The following is an 18,268-nucleotide window of genomic DNA, read 5'->3' on the forward strand; positions in this document are numbered from 1 at the left end:
ATCCTTTTGATTTATTCAGTCGAGAAACGTAGAAATGAAAATGGTGTGCAGATTATCTTTCATACAATTGATGGCTTAAGTGGATTAGATGAGACTAGTTGGTTATTCCCTTATTCAGTGACACGAATTAAAGAAAACCATTGGTCTACGCGAACAAATGATTTTCTAGGTTTAATATAAAGTGTCTTTAGCAACTTCATTTGTTGGATCTAGAACAAGAATTTTTTCCGCGATGGACTTTGCTTGTTCATCACTTACAATCTTTTCTGGGACGATGTTCAGAAATAACAGGTTCTCTAAGCGCTTCACATCTGCAGCATCAGTCAAATCCACGGCTCTTTGAGCGTGGTATAAGGAAGAGGTATAAGCCCCTTCAATGTGGCAAAGGGGCTGTGATAGGACTTGAAAAGCCAAGTCATGTAATTTATCGTCCTCTGTGTCCAATAACAGATAGACGAGTACGGAGTAATTCGACAGATTTTCATTATCATACGCCAAAGTTAATAAATCATTTTTAAATGTTTCAAAATCAGTAGTTTGATAGATGTCTTTTACTTCTTTAAACCGGCCTGACACAATTAAAGTTTCTAAATTATTTGACACTGTTTATTCACCTACGCATTACTTATTTCTTTTTCTCCATGGATTATGGTAATGAAGCATTTGCGCACTTATAAAGATTAATTTTGGATATAATGGGTTTAAATGTTAAAATTAAAAATCGAAGGGGGACTTTAAATGATCAAAAAAATCTTATGGGTACTATTGATGATGGGGTTAGCTCTATTTATTATTACTTTACAAATCAATCGATTGGGTGAAATGACACCGGAGATACAAATGACATTATTTATGTCGCTAGGAATTGTTGTCGTATTATTTATTCCACCACTCATCATGTCGTTCTTTTCAAATCCAATTATTTCATATCTAAACATTGCATACCAGGGAGTAATCGCTATATCTTTTTTAGGAATGTTGCCTATTGGTTTTATGATTCCAAACGGTATGTTTACAGCGATTATAGCATTGCTTGGGGTCGGGATTAGCTCGATGAGTATCATAACAATTTTAAGAACTAAAGAACTGAGTATTAGAAACTAACATACAAATATTCAAGTGAAAGTTAAAAGTGATGTGCTGATGTCTATGCTGTTCAACTATAGTGAATACTAAAACAAAAGTCGAACCTGTTTAATTAGGTTCGACTCTTTTCATGCCTTCGGAGCCCAATTGTTTTCATAGCCATTTTGAACGGCATAGTGATACAAATGAATGAGTTTCGATTCTTTGTATGTAGACATGTGTTCTGCCGTACGCAGTTCATGATTTCGTTCTACCAAATTGTAGAGATAATCGATATTCGCTAATCGATTATTTTTACTCGTATTACATGTCGGGCATGACAGCACAAAATTCCATAAGACATCATTTTGCATATAAGACCAAGGAATGAAATGATCCACGTGAATTTGTTTTACAGGCTTTAGGCAATAGAAGCACATTGAGTGCCCGTGACTTAATAAAATTTGTTTAAACTCCTCAAGCGACTGACGGGCAGACACAAACTCCAGCTTGCTCAAAATTCGTTCCATCGCATCCTGGGAATTGTATTTTTCTAAAAAGATGGCTAACTGATAGTTTGTCACGTTCATGAGAATACGCTTATATTTTTCAAAGAAAACGACATACGCTGGAACGAGTTGAATCCACTCTTCTTTTCGATTGAAAGAGTAAATCGTTTCGTTAAAGGAGCGATAGAAAGAACCGTATACGTATTTTTTATAAAATTGATTCACGTTCCGAATCAATTGATTTTGTTGATGCTCTGGTAAGCGGTCGAAGTTCCAATCTGGCGGAATGTTGTGTTCTTTCTGAAAGGAGACCATCGCTTTTTCAACAGCGCTCTGCTTCCCCAATTGATTCATCTGTGTCAGCCCATGCTTGACGATGAGATTCCAATAGATTTTCGTCACATGTTTGGCAATCTGATGAAATGACACGACACCTGATTCATTCAATTCTGTCGTACATTCCAGTAACGCCTTCATCAATACGTGTTTGTACGTCGTCGTATGAGAAGCGTTCATCAGAAATTGTTGTGTAAAGCGCCATAGGTCTGATTCGGTTAAATACACATCTTTCGCCTCAGCGACACTTAAATCCCATGCCAACGACCTCACCTCCATCCATTACACTATTGATTATAACGAATGCAGAAAGGAAGTGGATCTCGCGCATCAAACAGGAGCAGAAAACTCTCTTTTGATTTGTTCGATATCAATCATTGTCTTTTCATGAACATACTGAACGAGCGCATCATACTGTTCGACCGTATTCAGTTTTTTAAATTTCTCCACATCCGCTGCAAAGCCAATGAAATATTCACTTTGATACTCTGGGTTGTTGAAAAGTCTCAAATATTCCATATAGTCTTTGATGGTCATTTGACTCACGATGTGAGATAGAATGGCCTCCCATTCTTTTATACGACCCTCATGGATTTGCTTTTTGATGACGATGTCTTGTGCTTGCTCTATTTTGATTTGTTGAATGCATTGCTCCACTTCTAGTCTATATTGGAACAACTCATCTCGATTTCGAGTATCTAGCGTAGGCGTCACTTCGGTTAAATAGTACTGATACCTCTGCTTTCGCGGATGCATGTTCTTGGCTTTTTTAGGGCTTTGATTTGGATCATCGGATTTATTAAATCGTTTCTTTAAATCAATGGATCCTAAAGCCCCAATGATTTCTTTGTTATGTTTTAATGCAAGTTTACCTACTGTCGGACCATATTTTTTGACTCCATTCACAATCAATTCCGTTGATTTTTTAGACATGAGAACTCCTCCTTTGATATGTATGTTTACTTGACGATTTTCAAAAAACAACTCGTAATTTCTATTCAACAAAGTAATGCGCAATCCCTTGATTCCATTCAAAAGCCTAATGATCGGTGTCCGCTCCCCAAAAGAAAAGGATTAATGAGCAGGTACTCAATAATCCTTTGTCAGATCACTTCTTATCTTGTTGCTTCTGCAAATACGCCTCACGAAGCTGGTTCAATCGTTCTTTCTTGTTCGAGACGGTCGGCTTTTTGCCGTCCTGGTACTTCGCTGCAGCTACTTTGCTTCTCTTGTCTAATTGATATTTTCCCATGTGTTTCACCTTCCTTTCTTTATGGCTTCAATCAAAAGCAAAGACCCTCTAATCTCAATGAAATTAGAAGGTCTTCATGAAAATCATTGATCGCAGTCGTTACAGACTGCTTCAAAATGGAGACGGCGGGAGTCGAACCCGCGTCCGAAGGCATCGTAACGTATGCTTCTACGTGTGTAGTTTATCTATTCAATCTCGATGTGACACTGCCGATAAACAGGCGTTGTCGCATCCAGTCTGTTTCATCTCTTCTTCGCGCCCTCAGACGGCGAGGTTGAAGCGTAGCTTGCTTAGTTTGAGACCCTGAAAGTCATCCACACAAGCGATGGATGTCAGGATCCGCAGGGCACTTAGGCTGCTGCGAGTTGTGTGTTAGTTTTGCCAGTTATAGGCGTTTGCGTTTTAACGAGGCCGACCCCTCGACACGCCACATACGACCGACCTACCCCCGTCGAATCCATAACGTCCCCGAGGTGGTAATTGATACTCTATTTAATATACCACAATTAGGATCCGTTGTCAGTATTTTTGCCGATCGCGCATCGCACGGTCGACGTCACGCTTCGCGTCTTTCTTCTTCAAGTCCTCACGTTTGTCGTACTTCTTCTTCCCTTTTCCGACGCCGAGCAGGCACTTGGCGAACCCGTTCTTGATATACACCTTGAGCGGGATAATCGTGTAGCCATCACGCCCTGACGCCCCGATGAGCTGATTGATCTGCTTCTTATGCAACAATAGCTTTCGGACGCGGAGTGGGTCATGGTTGAAGCGGTTCCCCTGTTCGAACGGGCTGATATGACAGTTGTGAAGCGTCGCCTCGCCCCCGTCGAACCGGACGTACGCATCCGCGATGTTGATCTTCGATTGACGGACCGATTTGATTTCCGTCCCTGTGAGCACCATGCCCGCCTCAATCGTATCTTCGATCGCGTAATCGAAGGACGCCTTGCGGTTTTGGGCGAGTGCGTTCGAATCTTTCTTCTTGGCCATACACATTCAGTCCTTTATCTACAAGATACGGAGGAAGGGACAAGCCCTTCCCCGTCAGCGACGTTTCTTCGCACCTCGTTTGGCGTCGCCTTTTCGTTTGTGCTTGTCTTTCTTCTTCAGGTCGAGTGCCGAACGACCTTGGGAAGACTTCTCCCCGTCTCGTTTCGGTTTCTCACCTGGTTTGCCCGGCTTGCCAGGTCTTCCTGGTTTGCCGCGCTTCTTCTTGTCGTCCCGACCGCGACCGCCACGACGGTCTTTCTCGTCCTTCTTCGGACGGCCGCCTTTCGCTTTGATCGTCGTCGGTTGGCGACGGCTTGACTGTTCCCGTTTCGGCATACCAACGACCGTGAAGTCGATCGTCCGCTCGTCTAAGTTGACGGCATCGACTTTGACACGGACGGCGTCCCCGATGCGGAATTGACGTTTCGTCCGCTCGCCGAGCAACATGAGCTGTGATTCGTCGAAGTGGTAGTAGTCATCCATCGACTGGAGACGGACAAGCCCTTCGATTGTATTCGGAAGTTCGATAAACATCCCGAAGTTCGTGACGCCGGCGACGACACCATCGAACTCTTCACCAAGATGGGCTTCCATGTATTCGGCTTTCTTGAGCGCCTGTGTCTCGCGCTCTGCGTCGACCGAGCGACGTTCCCGTTTCGATGCCTGTTCGGCGATCGCCCCGAGACGGTCCTCGTACTTCGCGATCGTCTTCTCCGACAAATCGTTGTTGAAGACGTACGTGCGCATGAGACGGTGGACGATCAAGTCCGGATAACGACGGATCGGTGACGTGAAGTGCGTATAGAAGTCTGTCGCAAGTCCGAAGTGACCGAGCGAGACGTCGTCATATTTCGCCTGTTGCATCGAACGAAGCATGATCGTACTGATGACCGGCTCTTCCGGTTCTCCGTCGATTGCCTTCAAAATCTTTTGAAGCGTCTTCGGTTCGACTGTCTGCCCTTTGATGCGTTCAATATGCACGCCAAAGTTTGCGACAAAGTCGAAGAAGAAGTCGAGCTTGTCCGGTTTCGGATTGTCATGGACACGATAGATGAACGGCACGTCCATCTTGTGGAAGTGTTCCGCAACCGTCTCGTTGGCTGCGAGCATGAACTCCTCGATCAACTTCTCGGCGACCGAACGTGGACGAAGCACGATATCTGCCGGTTTCCCTTCCTCGTTGACGACGACTTTCGCCTCGGCGAAATCAAAGTTGATGGCACCGCGCGAGTTACGACGTTTCCGAAGCACTTCCGCGAGCTCAGCCATGAGGTCGAACTCACCGATGAACGGTTCGTACTTTTTCAACGTCTCTTCGTCATCACGTTCGATGATCTCACGGACGTTCGTATACGTCATCCGCTCCGTCGTCTTGATGACACTCGGGAACAGATCATGGCGAACGACTTTCCCGTTTTGCGGAGAAATCTCCATGACGCAGCTGAGCGTCAAGCGGTTGACGTGCGGGTTGAGGGAACAGATCCCGTTCGAGAGTCGGTGCGGCAGCATCGGAATGACGCGGTCGACGAGATACACACTCGTCCCACGTTCGAACGCCTCGACGTCTAGTGGTGAGCCCTCTTTCACGTAATGTGAGACGTCGGCGATATGGACACCGAGCTCGTAGTTGCCGTTATCAAGTTTTTTGACGTGGACGGCATCGTCCAAGTCTTTCGCATCTTCGCCGTCAATCGTGAAGATCGTCTCGTCACGAAGGTCGACGCGTCCGATGAAGTCTTTCTCGTCCGCCTCGTCCGGCACAGCGTTCGCCTGAGCGATCACGTCCTCCGGGAACTCCGTCGGGATACCGTGCTTATAGACGATCGACAAGATATCGACGCCTGGGTCGTTCTTATGCCCGATGATACGGACGACGTCACAGGCACCGGCGAAGCGTCCGTCCGGATACTTCGTGATGCGCACGACGACTTTATGTCCGTCAACGGCACCGAGTGACTTGTCCGGGTTGACGACCGGCCAGAAGTTGATGCGTTTGTCATCCGGCTCGATGAAGGCGAACTGGTCGATTCGACCACTCGGGAGCGTATACGTCCCGACGAACTCAGAGAGTCCGCGCTTCAGTACTTTCAATAAAATCCCTTCCGTCTTGCCACGGTTGTCCTCGCGTTTTTTGACGAGAATCGTATCGCCATGGTAGACGTCCTTCAGTTGGTCGGGCGGCAAGAACACATCTTCCGCTTCCCCTTCGACCGACAAGAAGCCGAAGCCGCGCTGGTGAATCGAGATGATCCCCGCGACTTGTCCGAGCGTGGCGAGCGTCCCGTAACGGTTCGTCCGCGTCCGGCCGATGGCGCCCTCTTCCTCGAGGGCATTCAATGTGCGGATGAGCTCTTTAAAGTCATCCGTCGACGCGAGCTGTAATCGCTCGGTCAGTTGATCGACAGAGAGCGGTTTCTCGCTCGCCTGTAAGATCTCTAGTAATTGGTCACGTAAATTCAACGTGACACCTCCTTCTTAGACTGACCAGTCTAACGTTTCGAGAAAATCGAGCACGTCCTGGTGCAGTTTCTCTTTTTCTTTGTCGAGTGTGATCACGTGTCCCGAGTTCTCATAGATGAGCAACTCTTTTTGGAACGTGTTGACCGCCTCGTAAATTTGATTCGCCGATTCCGGGTCGATCATGTTGTCTTTGGCGCCTTGGACGACGAGTGTCGGGACGAAGATGTCCTCAAGCTTCGACGCCGTGTCGCGGACGAAGGCACGGAGGTCTTTCAATGTTGGCATCGGTTTGAACGCTGCCATCTCCTGCTCGATCTGTTCCGGCGACTTTTCTTCTCTACCCTTATATTCTCGGGCATATGCCTGGACTCCTTTATACAAGCGGTCCTCGGCATCGATTCCCGTCGGTGCGCACATCGGGATGACCGCCTTGACGTCTTTCTCCTCGGCGAGACGGAGCGACATCACGCCACCTAACGAGAGTCCGCAGACGACAATCTCCTCATGACCTTTGTCGACGAGCGTCTGGTAAGCGTCCAAGACGTCTTCCCACCAGTCTTTCGGTCCATATTGGAGTAATTCTTCCGGTGGGACGGCATGACCACGATAGATCGGTCCCATACATGTGTATCCTTCTTTTTGAAGGAAGCGACCGAGCATGCGGACATCCGCGCTCGATCCAGTGAAGCCATGTAACATCAACACGGCACGTTTTCCGCCCTCGAAGAAGAACGGTTTTGGTGCTGTCACTTTCATTTTATCTGTCATCTCCTCGTATCTACATTATTCCCAAAAAATAAATCGAAAAAACAAAAGCTGACCGCCTCACGTGAAAATCGAGAACGATCAGCCTTATCATCATAATGATGCGACTAGTAATCCTAAAATGAAAAACAAAGTGCCTAGTACAGCTGCAGTTCGGTTCAAAACAGCATCGAAGCCGCGTGCTTTCTGGCGTCCGAACAACTGCTCCGCGCCACCTGCAATCGCTCCAAGACCTTGCGACCGACCTGACATGAGCAGTACGACGACAATCAATAAGACAGCCACGACAAGTAGGCTGATTGTAGCGATCGTTTGCATAGTAGTCAGTTCCTCCTTCTATTTACACGCCTTTTATTATATAGAAGTTATCAATAAAACACCAGCATTCAAATTATCGGGACGGGTAGCTGAACCCTTCCCCGATGACTTCCTTCACCTGGTGGATGACGACGAAGGCACGGTCGTCCGTCACTTGGACGATTTTTTTGAGTGGCGCGATCTGACGTTTGTCGACGATCATATACAACATGTTCTTATCCTGCTTCGTGTAGTAGCCATGTCCATGGATGATCGTCGCCGAGCGTCCGAGCGTCTCCGTCAAGACGACAGCGAGCTCTTCTTGCTTATCGCTGATGATCGTGACGGCCTTGCGGATGTTGAGACCTTCCGCGACGAGGTCGATGACCCATGAACCGATGATGATCGCGATGAGCGTATAGAGAACGACTTGTTCCCCTAAAAAGAAGCCAGATGTCGCGACGACGATCGCATCGATGATGAACATCGAGACGGCGACACTCAAGTGGAGATAGCGCTCCATGAGACGGGCGATGATGACGCCCCCGCCGGTCGTCCCGCCGACACGGAGCACCATGCCGATCCCGACCCCGATCATGATTCCGGCATAGACGGCCGCAAGCAGTTTGTCCTCGGCAGGGCTGCCCCAGTCATGTGTCAGACTGAGGAAGAATGACGTCGCGATGACGGCGATGACCGAATAGACCATTGTCCGACGGTCGAGCAGCTTATAGCCGACGATAAAGAGAATCCCGTTCCCGATGATCGACGTGAGCCCGAGGTCCCAGCCGAATACGTAGTACAGGATAATCGTGACCCCGAGCAGACCACCTTCCGAGAAGTCGTTCGGTACGGTGAAGTAGTTGACCCCGAACGAGAGAATGAAGGAGCCTGCGATAATCCAGGCGATGTCCTTCACCGAGATGGTTTGTAGCTTGCGCCATACTTGTTGGCGCAATAGATGTTGTTGTTGACGTTTCATAAATGTCCTCCCTCCATAGAAAAAAGACCGCGGCAAAAGCCGCAGTCTTAAGATTGTACTGGCTTTGGCGCACCGTCTTTCATAATCGGCAACTTGCGCTCCGCGGCGTTCGCGTAGACGTTCAAGAGTGCCTCTTTTTCCAAATCCCAGTTATATTTCTCACGCGCGGTCTTCGTGTTCTCTTTGACACGCGCATAGAGTGCTTGGTCTTCAATCATCCGGTTGACGCCGTCCGCGATCGATTGTGGATCGTGCGAATCGACGAGCACCCCGACATCGTTCCCCGCAACGACCCGTTCGATTTCAGGGAAGTCACATGAGACGACCGGTACTTCGGCCATCAAATACTCAAACAATTTATTCGACGAGGCCGAGTAGTGGTTGAAGCAGACGTTGTTCAATACTTGGAAGCCTAAATAGGCATTCATCGTATAGTAAGGTAACGCTTCGACCGGTACTTTGTCAATCATCTTGACGCGATTGCCGACCCCTTCCGTCTCGATCAACTGTTGGATCGTCGGTTTGAGCTTCCCGTCCCCGATCATGACGAGCGTCCCTTCTTTGAAGTCTTTCGCCGCGAGCACGAGCTGTTCGAGACCGCGTCCCGCTTGAATGCCCCCTTGATACAAGAGGATCTTCTCGTCTTTCGGCAAATCGAGGAGTGCATGCAAGTCCTTACGGAGCGAGAAGTCGAGCGGACGGTAGAACGGATAGTTGTGGAGCACGTACGGATAGAATCCGTACAACTCTTCGTTGTGTGCCGCACGCGTATGGTTCTCGACCATCATCGTATCGACGAACGGCAAGAGCCAGCCCTCGAGGTTACTTTGAATATAGCCGTAACCCGTACGGTCCGTCTGTACCTCGTGCGAGTCGTAGACGATCCGACCTTTGTTGAACACTTTTCCAGCGAGGAGTGCCTGCGGGAGCGTGTTCAAATCGTTCGCATGGTAAAAGTCATACGATTTTTTCGTCGAAGCGAACACCATCTCGAGCATCGCACTCGCGTTGACGATTTGCTTACGCACTTGCGGCAACAAGACCGTCCCGATGGCCGCTCCGAGCGCGAGCATCGTGAACGGCGCGAGTAAGAACAACCCGGCACCGACGAGTCCGGCACCAATTTGGCGGGTCCGTTTCTCGCTCACCCATTGATACGTCTTCTTCGCGAACTTGAGCGCGTTGACGAGAATCGAAGGTTGACGCTTCACGCGGATGACGCGGAAGCCTTCCGGACGCATCTCTTCTTTTGGAAGCTCTTTATTTTTCGGATCTTGAAGCGCGATCAAATCGACTTCATAGCCTGCCTCGGCGAGTGCCGAGCACTCACGAAGGACGCGCGCATCATTCGTAAAATGGTTCCATACAAACATACATACTGACTTCATCGTGTTTCCTCCATCACTAACTGTTGTACGACTTGATCTAACACGTCGATATTCTCTTCCCAACATAAATTCTCTTTGACGTAACGAATCCCGTTCGCCCCGAGTGCCTCCCGTAAATCCGGTCGGTCGAGGAGCTTCCGTAGAATCCGCTCGATCTCATCGATGTCACGTTTCCGTGACACGTAGCCGACTTCCGCCGCTTCAATGACATTCGCCGCATGGCCTGACACTGCTGCGACAATCGGTTTGCCGACCGCCATATAGTCGATGAGTTTCCCAGGGATGACCGTATCGAACACTTCTTGTTCGATCAGACTGACGAATGCGACGTCCGCATTTTTAATCGCCTGGAACGCCTCTGTCCGTGGCATCGCCTCGAGGAACAAGAAGTTTTGGAAACCACGGTCTTTGATCGTCTGTTTCAACTCTTCTTTCCGATAGCCGTAGCCGATCAATTTGAAGTGGATCCGTGGCTCATCTCGGAATCGCTCGGCGAGTTCGAGTAACAACGACACATCTTGGGCAAGACCCATGTTCCCGGCGTATAAGATCTCCATCCGGTCGTCCGGTGGGATCGTCCGCTCGAGCGTTCGCTCCGCTTCCCGGATCGAGTTCGGCATGTAGTGAATCTTCTCGTTCGGCACACCGCGCTGGCGAAGATAGCTGCGGAACCCTTCCGAGTTGATGATGACTTCATCGGCGACACGATACAGTCGTTTCTCCATCCAAAAAGCCGGCGTGAGCACCCAATCGTACTTGAAGACGCCGACACCTTTCACCGATTCTGGCCAAAGGTCACGGACGTCCAAGATGAACGGGACACGATACTTTCGTTTCGCATAAGCACCGACAAACGCCATAAAAAAAGAAGGGGTCGTCGCAAAGACGACGTCTGGCTTCAATTCGAGCTTACGGACTTCCCGGATTCCTTTGACCATCTGTTCGAGGAATAGGAAGAGACGACTGACCATGTTGGACGTATGTTTCCGTTTCTTCGTAATGAGTCGCTTGATGAACGGTTGGTCGTTTAACTCCCGGTCGTTCCAGAAGCGGTCGTCCTGGTACATATCAAAGCTCGGGTATGAAGGAGCGGCCGTGATGACCTCGACTTCATACCCGCGCTGTTTCATCAAATGCGTAATGTTTTGCATCCGGTTGCCGGCACTGCCAATCTCCGGATAATAGTTTTGACACACCATAAGCATTGTTTTCAAAAATAACACACCTTACTGTTGATCAAGTTCGTCCACGAGCCGTTTCAATAGGACATGGACGTCATCTTTTAAATCAGGATCGCTGAGCGCGTGGCAAATCGTCGTCTCGACGAACCCGATCGGCTCTCCGACGTCGTAACGTCGACCGTCAAATTCGTAGGCGAAGACCGTCTGCGCCTCATTCAAGCGTGCGATCGCATCCGTCAATTGAATCTCGCCCCCGGCTCCCGCCTCTTGTCCCGACAACGCCTCAAAGACGTCCGGTTTCAAGATATAGCGACCGAGGATGGCGAAGTTCGACGGGGCCTCATCGATGGGCGGTTTCTCCACGAACGTCCGCACCGGGATGAGCTTCCCTTCGACGGCAAGCGGGTCAATTATACCATATCGGTTCGTCATTTCATACGGGACACGCTGCACCCCGATGATCGAACGATCGTGGGCCTCATATTGGTCGATCAACTGCTTCGTCGCCGGCACATCGGATTCGATGATATCGTCCCCGAGCAAGACAGCGAATGGCTCATCTCCGATAAACTTCCGGGCGCACCAAATCGCATGACCGAGACCTTTAGGCTCCTGTTGACGTATGTAGTGAATGTTCGCCAAGTTCGAGGAATGTCGCACCGATTCGAGCAAGCGCGTCTTCCCTTTCGATTCGAGGTTCTGTTCCAGTTCGAGCGCACGGTCGAAATGGTCTTCAATCGCCCGTTTGTTCTTCCCCGTGACGATGATGATGTCCTCGATGCCTGAAGCGACGGCTTCCTCGACGATGAACTGGATCGTCGGCTTGTTGACAATCGGCAACATTTCTTTTGGCATGGCTTTCGTGGCAGGAAGGAAGCGGGTGCCGAGACCGGCGGCTGGGATGATGGCTTTACGTACTCGTGTCATAAGCATGGGCTCCTTTACTCGTTATGTAGAGAGTATACCCAAATTTTGTGCAAACTGACACAAAAGAGAGGTCATGACAATGTTGTCATGACCAATCATCATTCCGGTGCGATTTGAGATAGTACCAAATGCCGAATCCAACGAGCAATACCAAGAAAAGAAATCCGAGCATCATCACGAAAATCGCCTCCCCATTCATGCTTCATTTTCTATATTCCCGCTTCAGATTGTTTCAGAACCACTTCTGTCCATGCGTTCGAATAAATCGAAGTTCCTCTTGGTAATGATTGTAATGCCCTTCGTCAATCATCTTTTGGAAGGCGACGTCTCCTTCCGCAGCTTTTCGTTTCATCAAGAGACAGAGCGCTTCAATCCGTCGTTGTAACATATCGAACAAGTCGACCTCCGCTTGATCCCAACCGTAGGCTTCGAGAAACAACGATACACGCTCTTTATAGATCGCATCGTCTCGATCGGCATCATAATAGATGACTTCCCCTGTTTCAGCTTGATGGCGACGACTGAGCCGAACGAACGTATAAAGGGCATAGACGATATCCCAAGCACGCGGTCCCGGTGCAGCCAAGTCGAAGTCGATGATTCCTGCCACTTTTCCTTCATGGAAAATTGTATTGTAGACAGCGAAGTCGTTATGACAGATGACCTCGAACGGTTGTGGTGTGTGATCGATTGGCTCCCATTCGGATGTCCATTCAAAATCGATTGACGCATCATGCAGTCGTCTCATTAATCGCGCGACGTCTTGAATCGCCTCATCAGCCCACATATAGGATTTGAGAGGATAGTCTGCCGTCTCCCCCTCGATATAAGTGAGCACCTCTCTTCTTGTTTCATCGATCCCGACAAAGCGTGGCACGCCAGACAGTTGCTTCGCCTCCAAATGCTTTAAATAGCAATGGATGCGTTCACTCCCCACTTTTTGCGAACGATAGACGTAGTTCCCTTTTCGATGAACGATGGATACGTTCCCGCCACTCAACCTTTTTTCTTGTTCATTCGATTGGTCCATCCAATCTCCCCCTACTTTTTGTCAGTCAGGTTCAGTATACAACACGAGGTCTCAATGACTAAGAAGTTCGACACAGAGCGTTCGCGTCCGTCGAAGCGGTACCGTGACGCTTGCAGGAAAGCATCGGTGCCGCATGACGGATAGACGATTGATCCAGTCATCCCACCCTCAATTGAAGATCATTCAAATCACAAATCAAAAAAAACAGGCCCGCCGATTGGCGAGCCTGAAACAATCAATTATTTTTTGAGGTTGTAGAACGACTTGATACCGTCGTATTTCGCTACATCGCCGAGCATGTCTTCGATGCGGAGAAGTTGGTTGTATTTCGCGATACGGTCTGTACGTGAAAGTGAACCAGTTTTGATTTGTCCAGCGTTTGTCGCAACAGCGATGTCTGCGATTGTCGCGTCTTCTGTTTCACCAGAACGGTGTGAGACGACTGCTGTGTAACCAGCTTTTTTAGCCATTTCGATCGCGTCGAATGTTTCTGTGAGCGTACCGATTTGGTTAACTTTGATGAGGATCGAGTTTGCGATTCCTTTTTCGATACCTTCAGCAAGTTTAGATGTGTTCGTTACGAAGAGGTCATCCCCAACGAGTTGAACTTTGTGTCCGATTTTGTCTGTGAGAAGCTTGTGGCCATCCCAGTCGTTTTCGTCACAACCATCTTCGATTGAGAGGATTGGGTACTTGTCAACGAGCTCAGCGTAGAAGTCTACAAGCTCAGCAGTTGTGAGTGACTTGCCTTCGCCAGCGAGTTCGTATTTACCAGTTGATTTGTCGTAGAACTCAGAAGATGCAACGTCCATTGCGAGGTAGACGTCTTCACCTGGTTTGTAACCAGCTTTTTCGATCGCTTCAAGGATAACTGTGATCGCTTCTTCGTTAGACTTCAAGTTTGGTGCGAAACCACCTTCGTCACCGACAGCTGTGTTAAGACCCATACCAGAAAGAACTGATTTGAGGGCGTGGAATACTTCAGCACCCATGCGGAGCGCTTCACGGAATGTTGGCGCGCCGACAGGCATGATCATGAACTCTTGGAAGTCCACGTTGTTGTCCGCGTGCGAACCACCGTTGATGATGTTCATCATTGGTGTTGGAAGTGTCTTCGCGTTGAATCCGCCGAGGTATGTGTAAAGTGGGAGACCGAGCTCATCTGCTGCTGCGTGAGCTGCTGCCATTGACACACCGAGGATTGCGTTAGCACCAAGTTTCGCTTTGTTTGGCGTACCATCGAGTTCGATCATTTTCGCATCGATTGCGTTTTGGTCGAATACATCGTAGCCGATAAGTTCTGGTGCGATTGTGTCGTTCACGTTCGCAACTGCTTTCAAGACACCTTTACCAAGGTAACGTGACTTGTCGCCATCGCGAAGCTCAACTGCTTCGTGCTCACCTGTTGATGCGCCTGATGGGACGAGGGCACGGCCGAAACCGCCGTCTTCTGTGAAGACTTCTACTTCTACTGATGGGTTACCGCGTGAATCTAAAATCTCGCGTGCGTAAATTTCTGTAATCATTGACATGAAAAATCGCTCCTTTTCGTTTGAAAAATAGTTGTATTATTTTGTAACGATTGACGAACCAGTCATTTCAGCTGGTTGCTCTCCACCGAGAAGGTGAAGTAGCGTTGGGGCGAGGTCGCAAAGTGCGCCGTCGAGAACTGGTTTCAGTTCGACTCCCTCTTTTGTGACGATACATGGAACAGGTTCCGTCGTGTGCGCCGTCATCGGTGAGCCATCCGGGTTCGTGACGATGTCCGCGTTCCCGTGGTCCGCTGTGATGATGGCCGCGCCACCTTTAGCAAGTAATGCGTCCACTACTTTACCGAGGCATTCGTCGACCGCTTCGATTGCTTTCTTCGTCGGCTCAAGCTTCCCTGAGTGACCAACCATATCCGGGTTTGCGAAGTTGATGATGTATGCATCATACTCATCTGACTCGATACGCTCGAGCAAACCGTCTGTGAGCTCATATGCGCTCATTTCTGGTTGCAAGTCGTACGTCGCGACTTTCGGTGAAGGGACGAGGAGACGATCCTCACCTTCGAATGGTTGTTCTTTTTGTCCGTTCAAGAAGAACGTGACGTGTGGGTATTTCTCTGTTTCTGCAGCACGGAGTTGTTTGTACCCTTGTGCAGAGAGCGTTTCCCCGAGTGTGTTTTTCAAATCTTCCGGTGGGAAGACGATATCCGTGTCGACCTCATCCGAGAACTTCGTCATCGAGACGAGCAAGATGTTCTCTGGATGTTTGCTTGAGAGTTCGAAGCCTTTGAAGCCGACTTTCTCTTTGAACACTTTTGCGAGTTGGATCGCCCGGTCCGGACGGAAGTTGAAGAACATGATGGCATCGTTGTCCTGGATTGTCGCGACCGGCTTGCCATCTTTTTCGATGACAGTTGGTAACACAAACTCATCCGTCAAATCGTTCTCGTAAGACTTCTTGAGAACTTCGACTGGGTCCGTGCCAACTTCGCCTTTACCGTTTACGAGGACGTCGTATACTTTCTCGACGCGCTCCCAACGGTTGTCGCGGTCCATGGCATAGTAGCGACCAGACACGCTAGCGACTTGACCGACACCGAGTTCAGCAAGCTTTTCTTCTGTTTCTTTGAGGAAACCAGCTCCTGATTTCGGATCACAGTCACGGCCGTCCGTGAACGCGTGAATGTACACTTTTTCGATGCCGTGGAGTTTTGCGAACTCAACGATGGCAAACATGTGATTGATGTGCGAGTGAATCCCGCCATCTGATACGAGACCCATGATATGGAGGCTCGAATCATGTTTCTTCACATGACCTGCCAAATGGTTCATCGCCTGACGGTCGAATAACGAACGGTCTTTGATTGCGTTGTTCACGCGTGAGAGTGACTGATAGACAACTCGGCCGGCACCGATGTTCAAGTGACCGACTTCTGAGTTCCCCATCTGTCCTTCCGGAAGACCGACGTACTCGCCTTTTGCGTTTAAGAGCGTATGTGGATACTGCTCCCAGTAGCGATCGAAGTTCGGTTTGTTCGCAGCCATGACTGCGTTTCCGAACGATTCGTCACGCATCCCGAAACCATCTAAAATGATGAGTGCGACTGGTCTAGCCATTTAAATCGCCTCCAACAATTTGAGGAACGAAGCGGCTTCAAGTGAAGCACCGCCGACGAGTGCGCCGTCGATATCTTCCTGTGCCATATACTCTTTGATGTTCTCTGGTTTTACAGATCCACCGTATTGGATGCGTACTGCAGCCGCTACGTCTTCACCGTAAAGACCTTTCACCACGTCGCGAACATATTTACAAGAGCTTTGCGCGTCTGCTTCGTCCGCTGATTTCCCTGTACCGATTGCCCAAACTGGCTCATACGCGATGACGAGTTGTTTGACTTGGTCAGCAGAAAGGTCAGCGAGGCCGCCTTCGACTTGTGTTTTGATGACTTCTTCGAACTTGTCGCCTTCGCGCTCCTCGAGTGTTTCACCGACACAAACGATTGGCGTAAGACCGTGTTCGAACGCTTTTTTCGTTTTGCTGTTGATGAACGCATCCGACTCACCGAAGTACTCGCGACGTTCTGAGTGACCGAGGATGACGTAAGTCACGCCGAGGTCAGCGACCATCACTGGGCTGATTTCGCCAGTGTAAGCACCGCTATCTTTGTCGTACATGTTTTGTGCACCGAGCTTCAAGTTTGACCCTTTAGCTGCTTCTACCATCGGTGCGAGGAAAAGTGCTGGAGCACCAATCGCTGCATCTACTTTGTCAGTAGATGGGATGTTGTTTTTCACTTCCTCAACGAAAGCAACAGCTTCCGAGAGTGTTTTGTTCATTTTCCAGTTACCTGCAATAATCGGTTTACGCATCGATAACCCTCCTCTAAATTACTTGTCGTTCAACGCCTCGACACCTGGAAGTTTTTTGCCTTCCATGAATTCGAGTGACGCGCCGCCACCAGTTGAGATGTGACTCATCTTGTCAGCAAGACCAAACTTGGCTGCCGCAGCTGCTGAGTCGCCACCACCGATGATTGAGTATGCATCGCTGTCCGCAAGCGCTTGAGCGACACCTTTCGTTCCGTTTGCGTATTTATCGAGTTCGAATACGCCCATCGGTCCGTTCCATACGACAAGTTTCGATTCGCGAATCGCGTCCGCGTAAAGTTCGACTGTCTTCGGTCCGATATCGAGACCCATGTGATCCGCTGGGATCGAGTCGATATCGACTGGGCCGACATACGTTTCTTCGCCGAATTCTTTTGTGATGACGCAGTCGACAGGCATCAAGAATTTCACGCCTTTGTCTTCTGCTTTCTTCATGAATTGACGAGCGAGGTCAAGCTTATCCTCTTCAAGGAGTGACGTTCCGACTTCGTGCCCGAGTGCTTTCGAGAACGTGTACGAGAGTCCGCCACCGATGATGAGTGTGTCAACGATGTCAAGAAGGTGGTCGATGACCCCAATCTTATCCGCTACTTTCGACCCGCCGATAATCGCCGTGAACGGACGGTCTGGGTTTGAAAGAGCTTTACCGAGAACTTCAAGTTCTTTTTCCATCAAGAGACCAGCAACGGCTGTGTCCACGTGGTGCGCAATCCCTTCAGTTGAAGCGTGTGCACGGTGAGCCGCGCCGAACGCGTCGTTGACGTATACGTCAGCAAGTGCTGCGAATCCTTTTGCAAGTTCAGGGTCGTTTTTCGTTTCACCTGGGTAGAAACGAACGTTCTCTAAAACGACGACATCGCCTTCAGAGAGGTTAGCGACCGCTTCTTCTGCGACCGGACCGTATGCTTCTTCGACGAGCGGTACATCTTTTCCGAGGAGCTCAGCGAGACGCTTCGCTACTGGAGCAAGTGAGAACTCAGGGTTCTTCTCGCCTTTTGGACGGCCGAGGTGGCTCGCAAGGACGAGTTTCGCACCACCGTCAAGCAAGTGCTTGATCGTTGGAAGTGCGGCTTGGATCCGAGTTTCGTCTTGGATGACGCCATCTTTGAGTGGAACGTTGAAGTCAACGCGGCAAAAGACGCGTTTCCCTTTTACATCGATGTCACGAATAGACTGTTTGTTCATAACTTTCGCCTCCATATGTCGTG

Annotated in this window: 18 protein-coding genes and 1 other RNA gene; 1 reads left to right on the top strand and 18 read right to left on the bottom strand. The window is 49.2% G+C overall.

Going from position 1 to position 18,268, the window contains the following annotated elements:
- Positions 1 to 171: 171 nt before the first annotated feature.
- On the bottom strand, positions 172 to 603 hold the full coding sequence (locus F3H97_RS07645) for a hypothetical protein (protein WP_078147294.1): 432 nt from the start codon (positions 601 to 603) through the stop codon (positions 172 to 174).
- 135 nt (positions 604 to 738) lie between these two features.
- Between F3H97_RS07645 and F3H97_RS07650 the strand changes: the two genes are divergently transcribed.
- Entirely contained in the window at positions 739 to 1,104 is a 366-nt protein-coding gene (locus F3H97_RS07650) for a hypothetical protein (RefSeq protein WP_078147295.1), read from the top strand.
- A gap of 110 nt (positions 1,105 to 1,214) precedes the next feature.
- Here F3H97_RS07650 and F3H97_RS07655 read toward each other — a convergent pair whose 3' ends face one another.
- The 17 genes from F3H97_RS07655 to F3H97_RS07735 form a co-directional block, all read right to left on the bottom strand.
- Complete coding sequence (locus tag F3H97_RS07655) at positions 1,215 to 2,174, bottom strand: HNH endonuclease signature motif containing protein (RefSeq protein WP_196430984.1); 960 nt, start codon at positions 2,172 to 2,174, stop codon at positions 1,215 to 1,217.
- 66 nt (positions 2,175 to 2,240) lie between these two features.
- Entirely contained in the window at positions 2,241 to 2,843 is a 603-nt protein-coding gene (locus F3H97_RS07660; protein WP_196430985.1) for a hypothetical protein, read from the bottom strand.
- Between the two features lie 175 nt (positions 2,844 to 3,018).
- The gene (locus tag F3H97_RS07665) at positions 3,019 to 3,162 is read right to left on the bottom strand and encodes an alcohol dehydrogenase (RefSeq protein ID WP_196430986.1); all 144 of its coding nucleotides are present in this window, start codon (positions 3,160 to 3,162) and stop codon (positions 3,019 to 3,021) included.
- Positions 3,163 to 3,276: 114 nt separating this feature from the next.
- Positions 3,277 to 3,632, bottom strand: a transfer-messenger RNA (tmRNA) gene (gene ssrA, locus F3H97_RS07670).
- A 49-nt stretch (positions 3,633 to 3,681) separates the two neighbouring features.
- A complete protein-coding gene (gene smpB / locus F3H97_RS07675) occupies positions 3,682 to 4,152 on the bottom strand; it encodes an SsrA-binding protein SmpB (RefSeq protein WP_012726899.1) in 471 nt (156 codons plus the stop codon).
- A 54-nt stretch (positions 4,153 to 4,206) separates the two neighbouring features.
- Complete coding sequence (gene rnr / locus F3H97_RS07680; protein ID WP_196430987.1) at positions 4,207 to 6,612, bottom strand: ribonuclease R; 2,406 nt, start codon at positions 6,610 to 6,612, stop codon at positions 4,207 to 4,209.
- 15 nt (positions 6,613 to 6,627) lie between these two features.
- Positions 6,628 to 7,368, bottom strand: coding sequence for an alpha/beta hydrolase (locus F3H97_RS07685; protein WP_047795090.1), 741 nt, complete (start codon positions 7,366 to 7,368; stop codon positions 6,628 to 6,630).
- 102 nt (positions 7,369 to 7,470) lie between these two features.
- Positions 7,471 to 7,695, bottom strand: a complete 225-nt coding sequence (gene secG, locus F3H97_RS07690; RefSeq protein ID WP_012726902.1) for a preprotein translocase subunit SecG — start codon at positions 7,693 to 7,695, stop codon at positions 7,471 to 7,473.
- Positions 7,696 to 7,768: 73 nt separating this feature from the next.
- Positions 7,769 to 8,656: a YitT family protein gene (locus F3H97_RS07695; protein WP_012726903.1), complete on the bottom strand. Its 888-nt coding sequence runs from the start codon at positions 8,654 to 8,656 to the stop codon at positions 7,769 to 7,771.
- A 47-nt stretch (positions 8,657 to 8,703) separates the two neighbouring features.
- A complete protein-coding gene (locus F3H97_RS07700) occupies positions 8,704 to 10,044 on the bottom strand; it encodes a glycosyltransferase (protein ID WP_074036308.1) in 1,341 nt (446 codons plus the stop codon).
- The gene (locus F3H97_RS07705) at positions 10,041 to 11,249 is read right to left on the bottom strand and encodes a glycosyltransferase family 4 protein (protein ID WP_035387888.1); all 1,209 of its coding nucleotides are present in this window, start codon (positions 11,247 to 11,249) and stop codon (positions 10,041 to 10,043) included. The genes F3H97_RS07700 and F3H97_RS07705 overlap by 4 nt, the downstream gene beginning before the upstream one ends.
- Before the next feature lie 21 nt (positions 11,250 to 11,270).
- A complete protein-coding gene (gene galU, locus F3H97_RS07710) occupies positions 11,271 to 12,152 on the bottom strand; it encodes a UTP--glucose-1-phosphate uridylyltransferase GalU (RefSeq protein WP_196430988.1) in 882 nt (293 codons plus the stop codon).
- Between the two features lie 232 nt (positions 12,153 to 12,384).
- Complete coding sequence (locus tag F3H97_RS07715) at positions 12,385 to 13,182, bottom strand: phosphotransferase enzyme family protein (protein WP_196430989.1); 798 nt, start codon at positions 13,180 to 13,182, stop codon at positions 12,385 to 12,387.
- Between the two features lie 239 nt (positions 13,183 to 13,421).
- Positions 13,422 to 14,714, bottom strand: a complete 1,293-nt coding sequence (eno, locus tag F3H97_RS07720) for a phosphopyruvate hydratase (protein ID WP_012726908.1) — start codon at positions 14,712 to 14,714, stop codon at positions 13,422 to 13,424.
- A 36-nt stretch (positions 14,715 to 14,750) separates the two neighbouring features.
- A complete protein-coding gene (gpmI, locus tag F3H97_RS07725) occupies positions 14,751 to 16,289 on the bottom strand; it encodes a 2,3-bisphosphoglycerate-independent phosphoglycerate mutase (protein WP_012726909.1) in 1,539 nt (512 codons plus the stop codon).
- The gene (gene tpiA, locus F3H97_RS07730) at positions 16,290 to 17,042 is read right to left on the bottom strand and encodes a triose-phosphate isomerase (protein WP_078147302.1); all 753 of its coding nucleotides are present in this window, start codon (positions 17,040 to 17,042) and stop codon (positions 16,290 to 16,292) included. It abuts the gene before it with no gap.
- 18 nt (positions 17,043 to 17,060) lie between these two features.
- Positions 17,061 to 18,245 (bottom strand): phosphoglycerate kinase, encoded by a 1,185-nt coding sequence (locus F3H97_RS07735; RefSeq protein ID WP_074036297.1) that lies wholly within the window; start codon positions 18,243 to 18,245, stop codon positions 17,061 to 17,063.
- Positions 18,246 to 18,268 lie beyond the last annotated feature (23 nt).

Source organism: Exiguobacterium sp. SRB7LM, assembly GCF_015712685.1.
In the GTDB taxonomy this organism is placed as follows: Bacteria; Bacillota; Bacilli; order Exiguobacteriales; family Exiguobacteriaceae; genus Exiguobacterium; species Exiguobacterium profundum.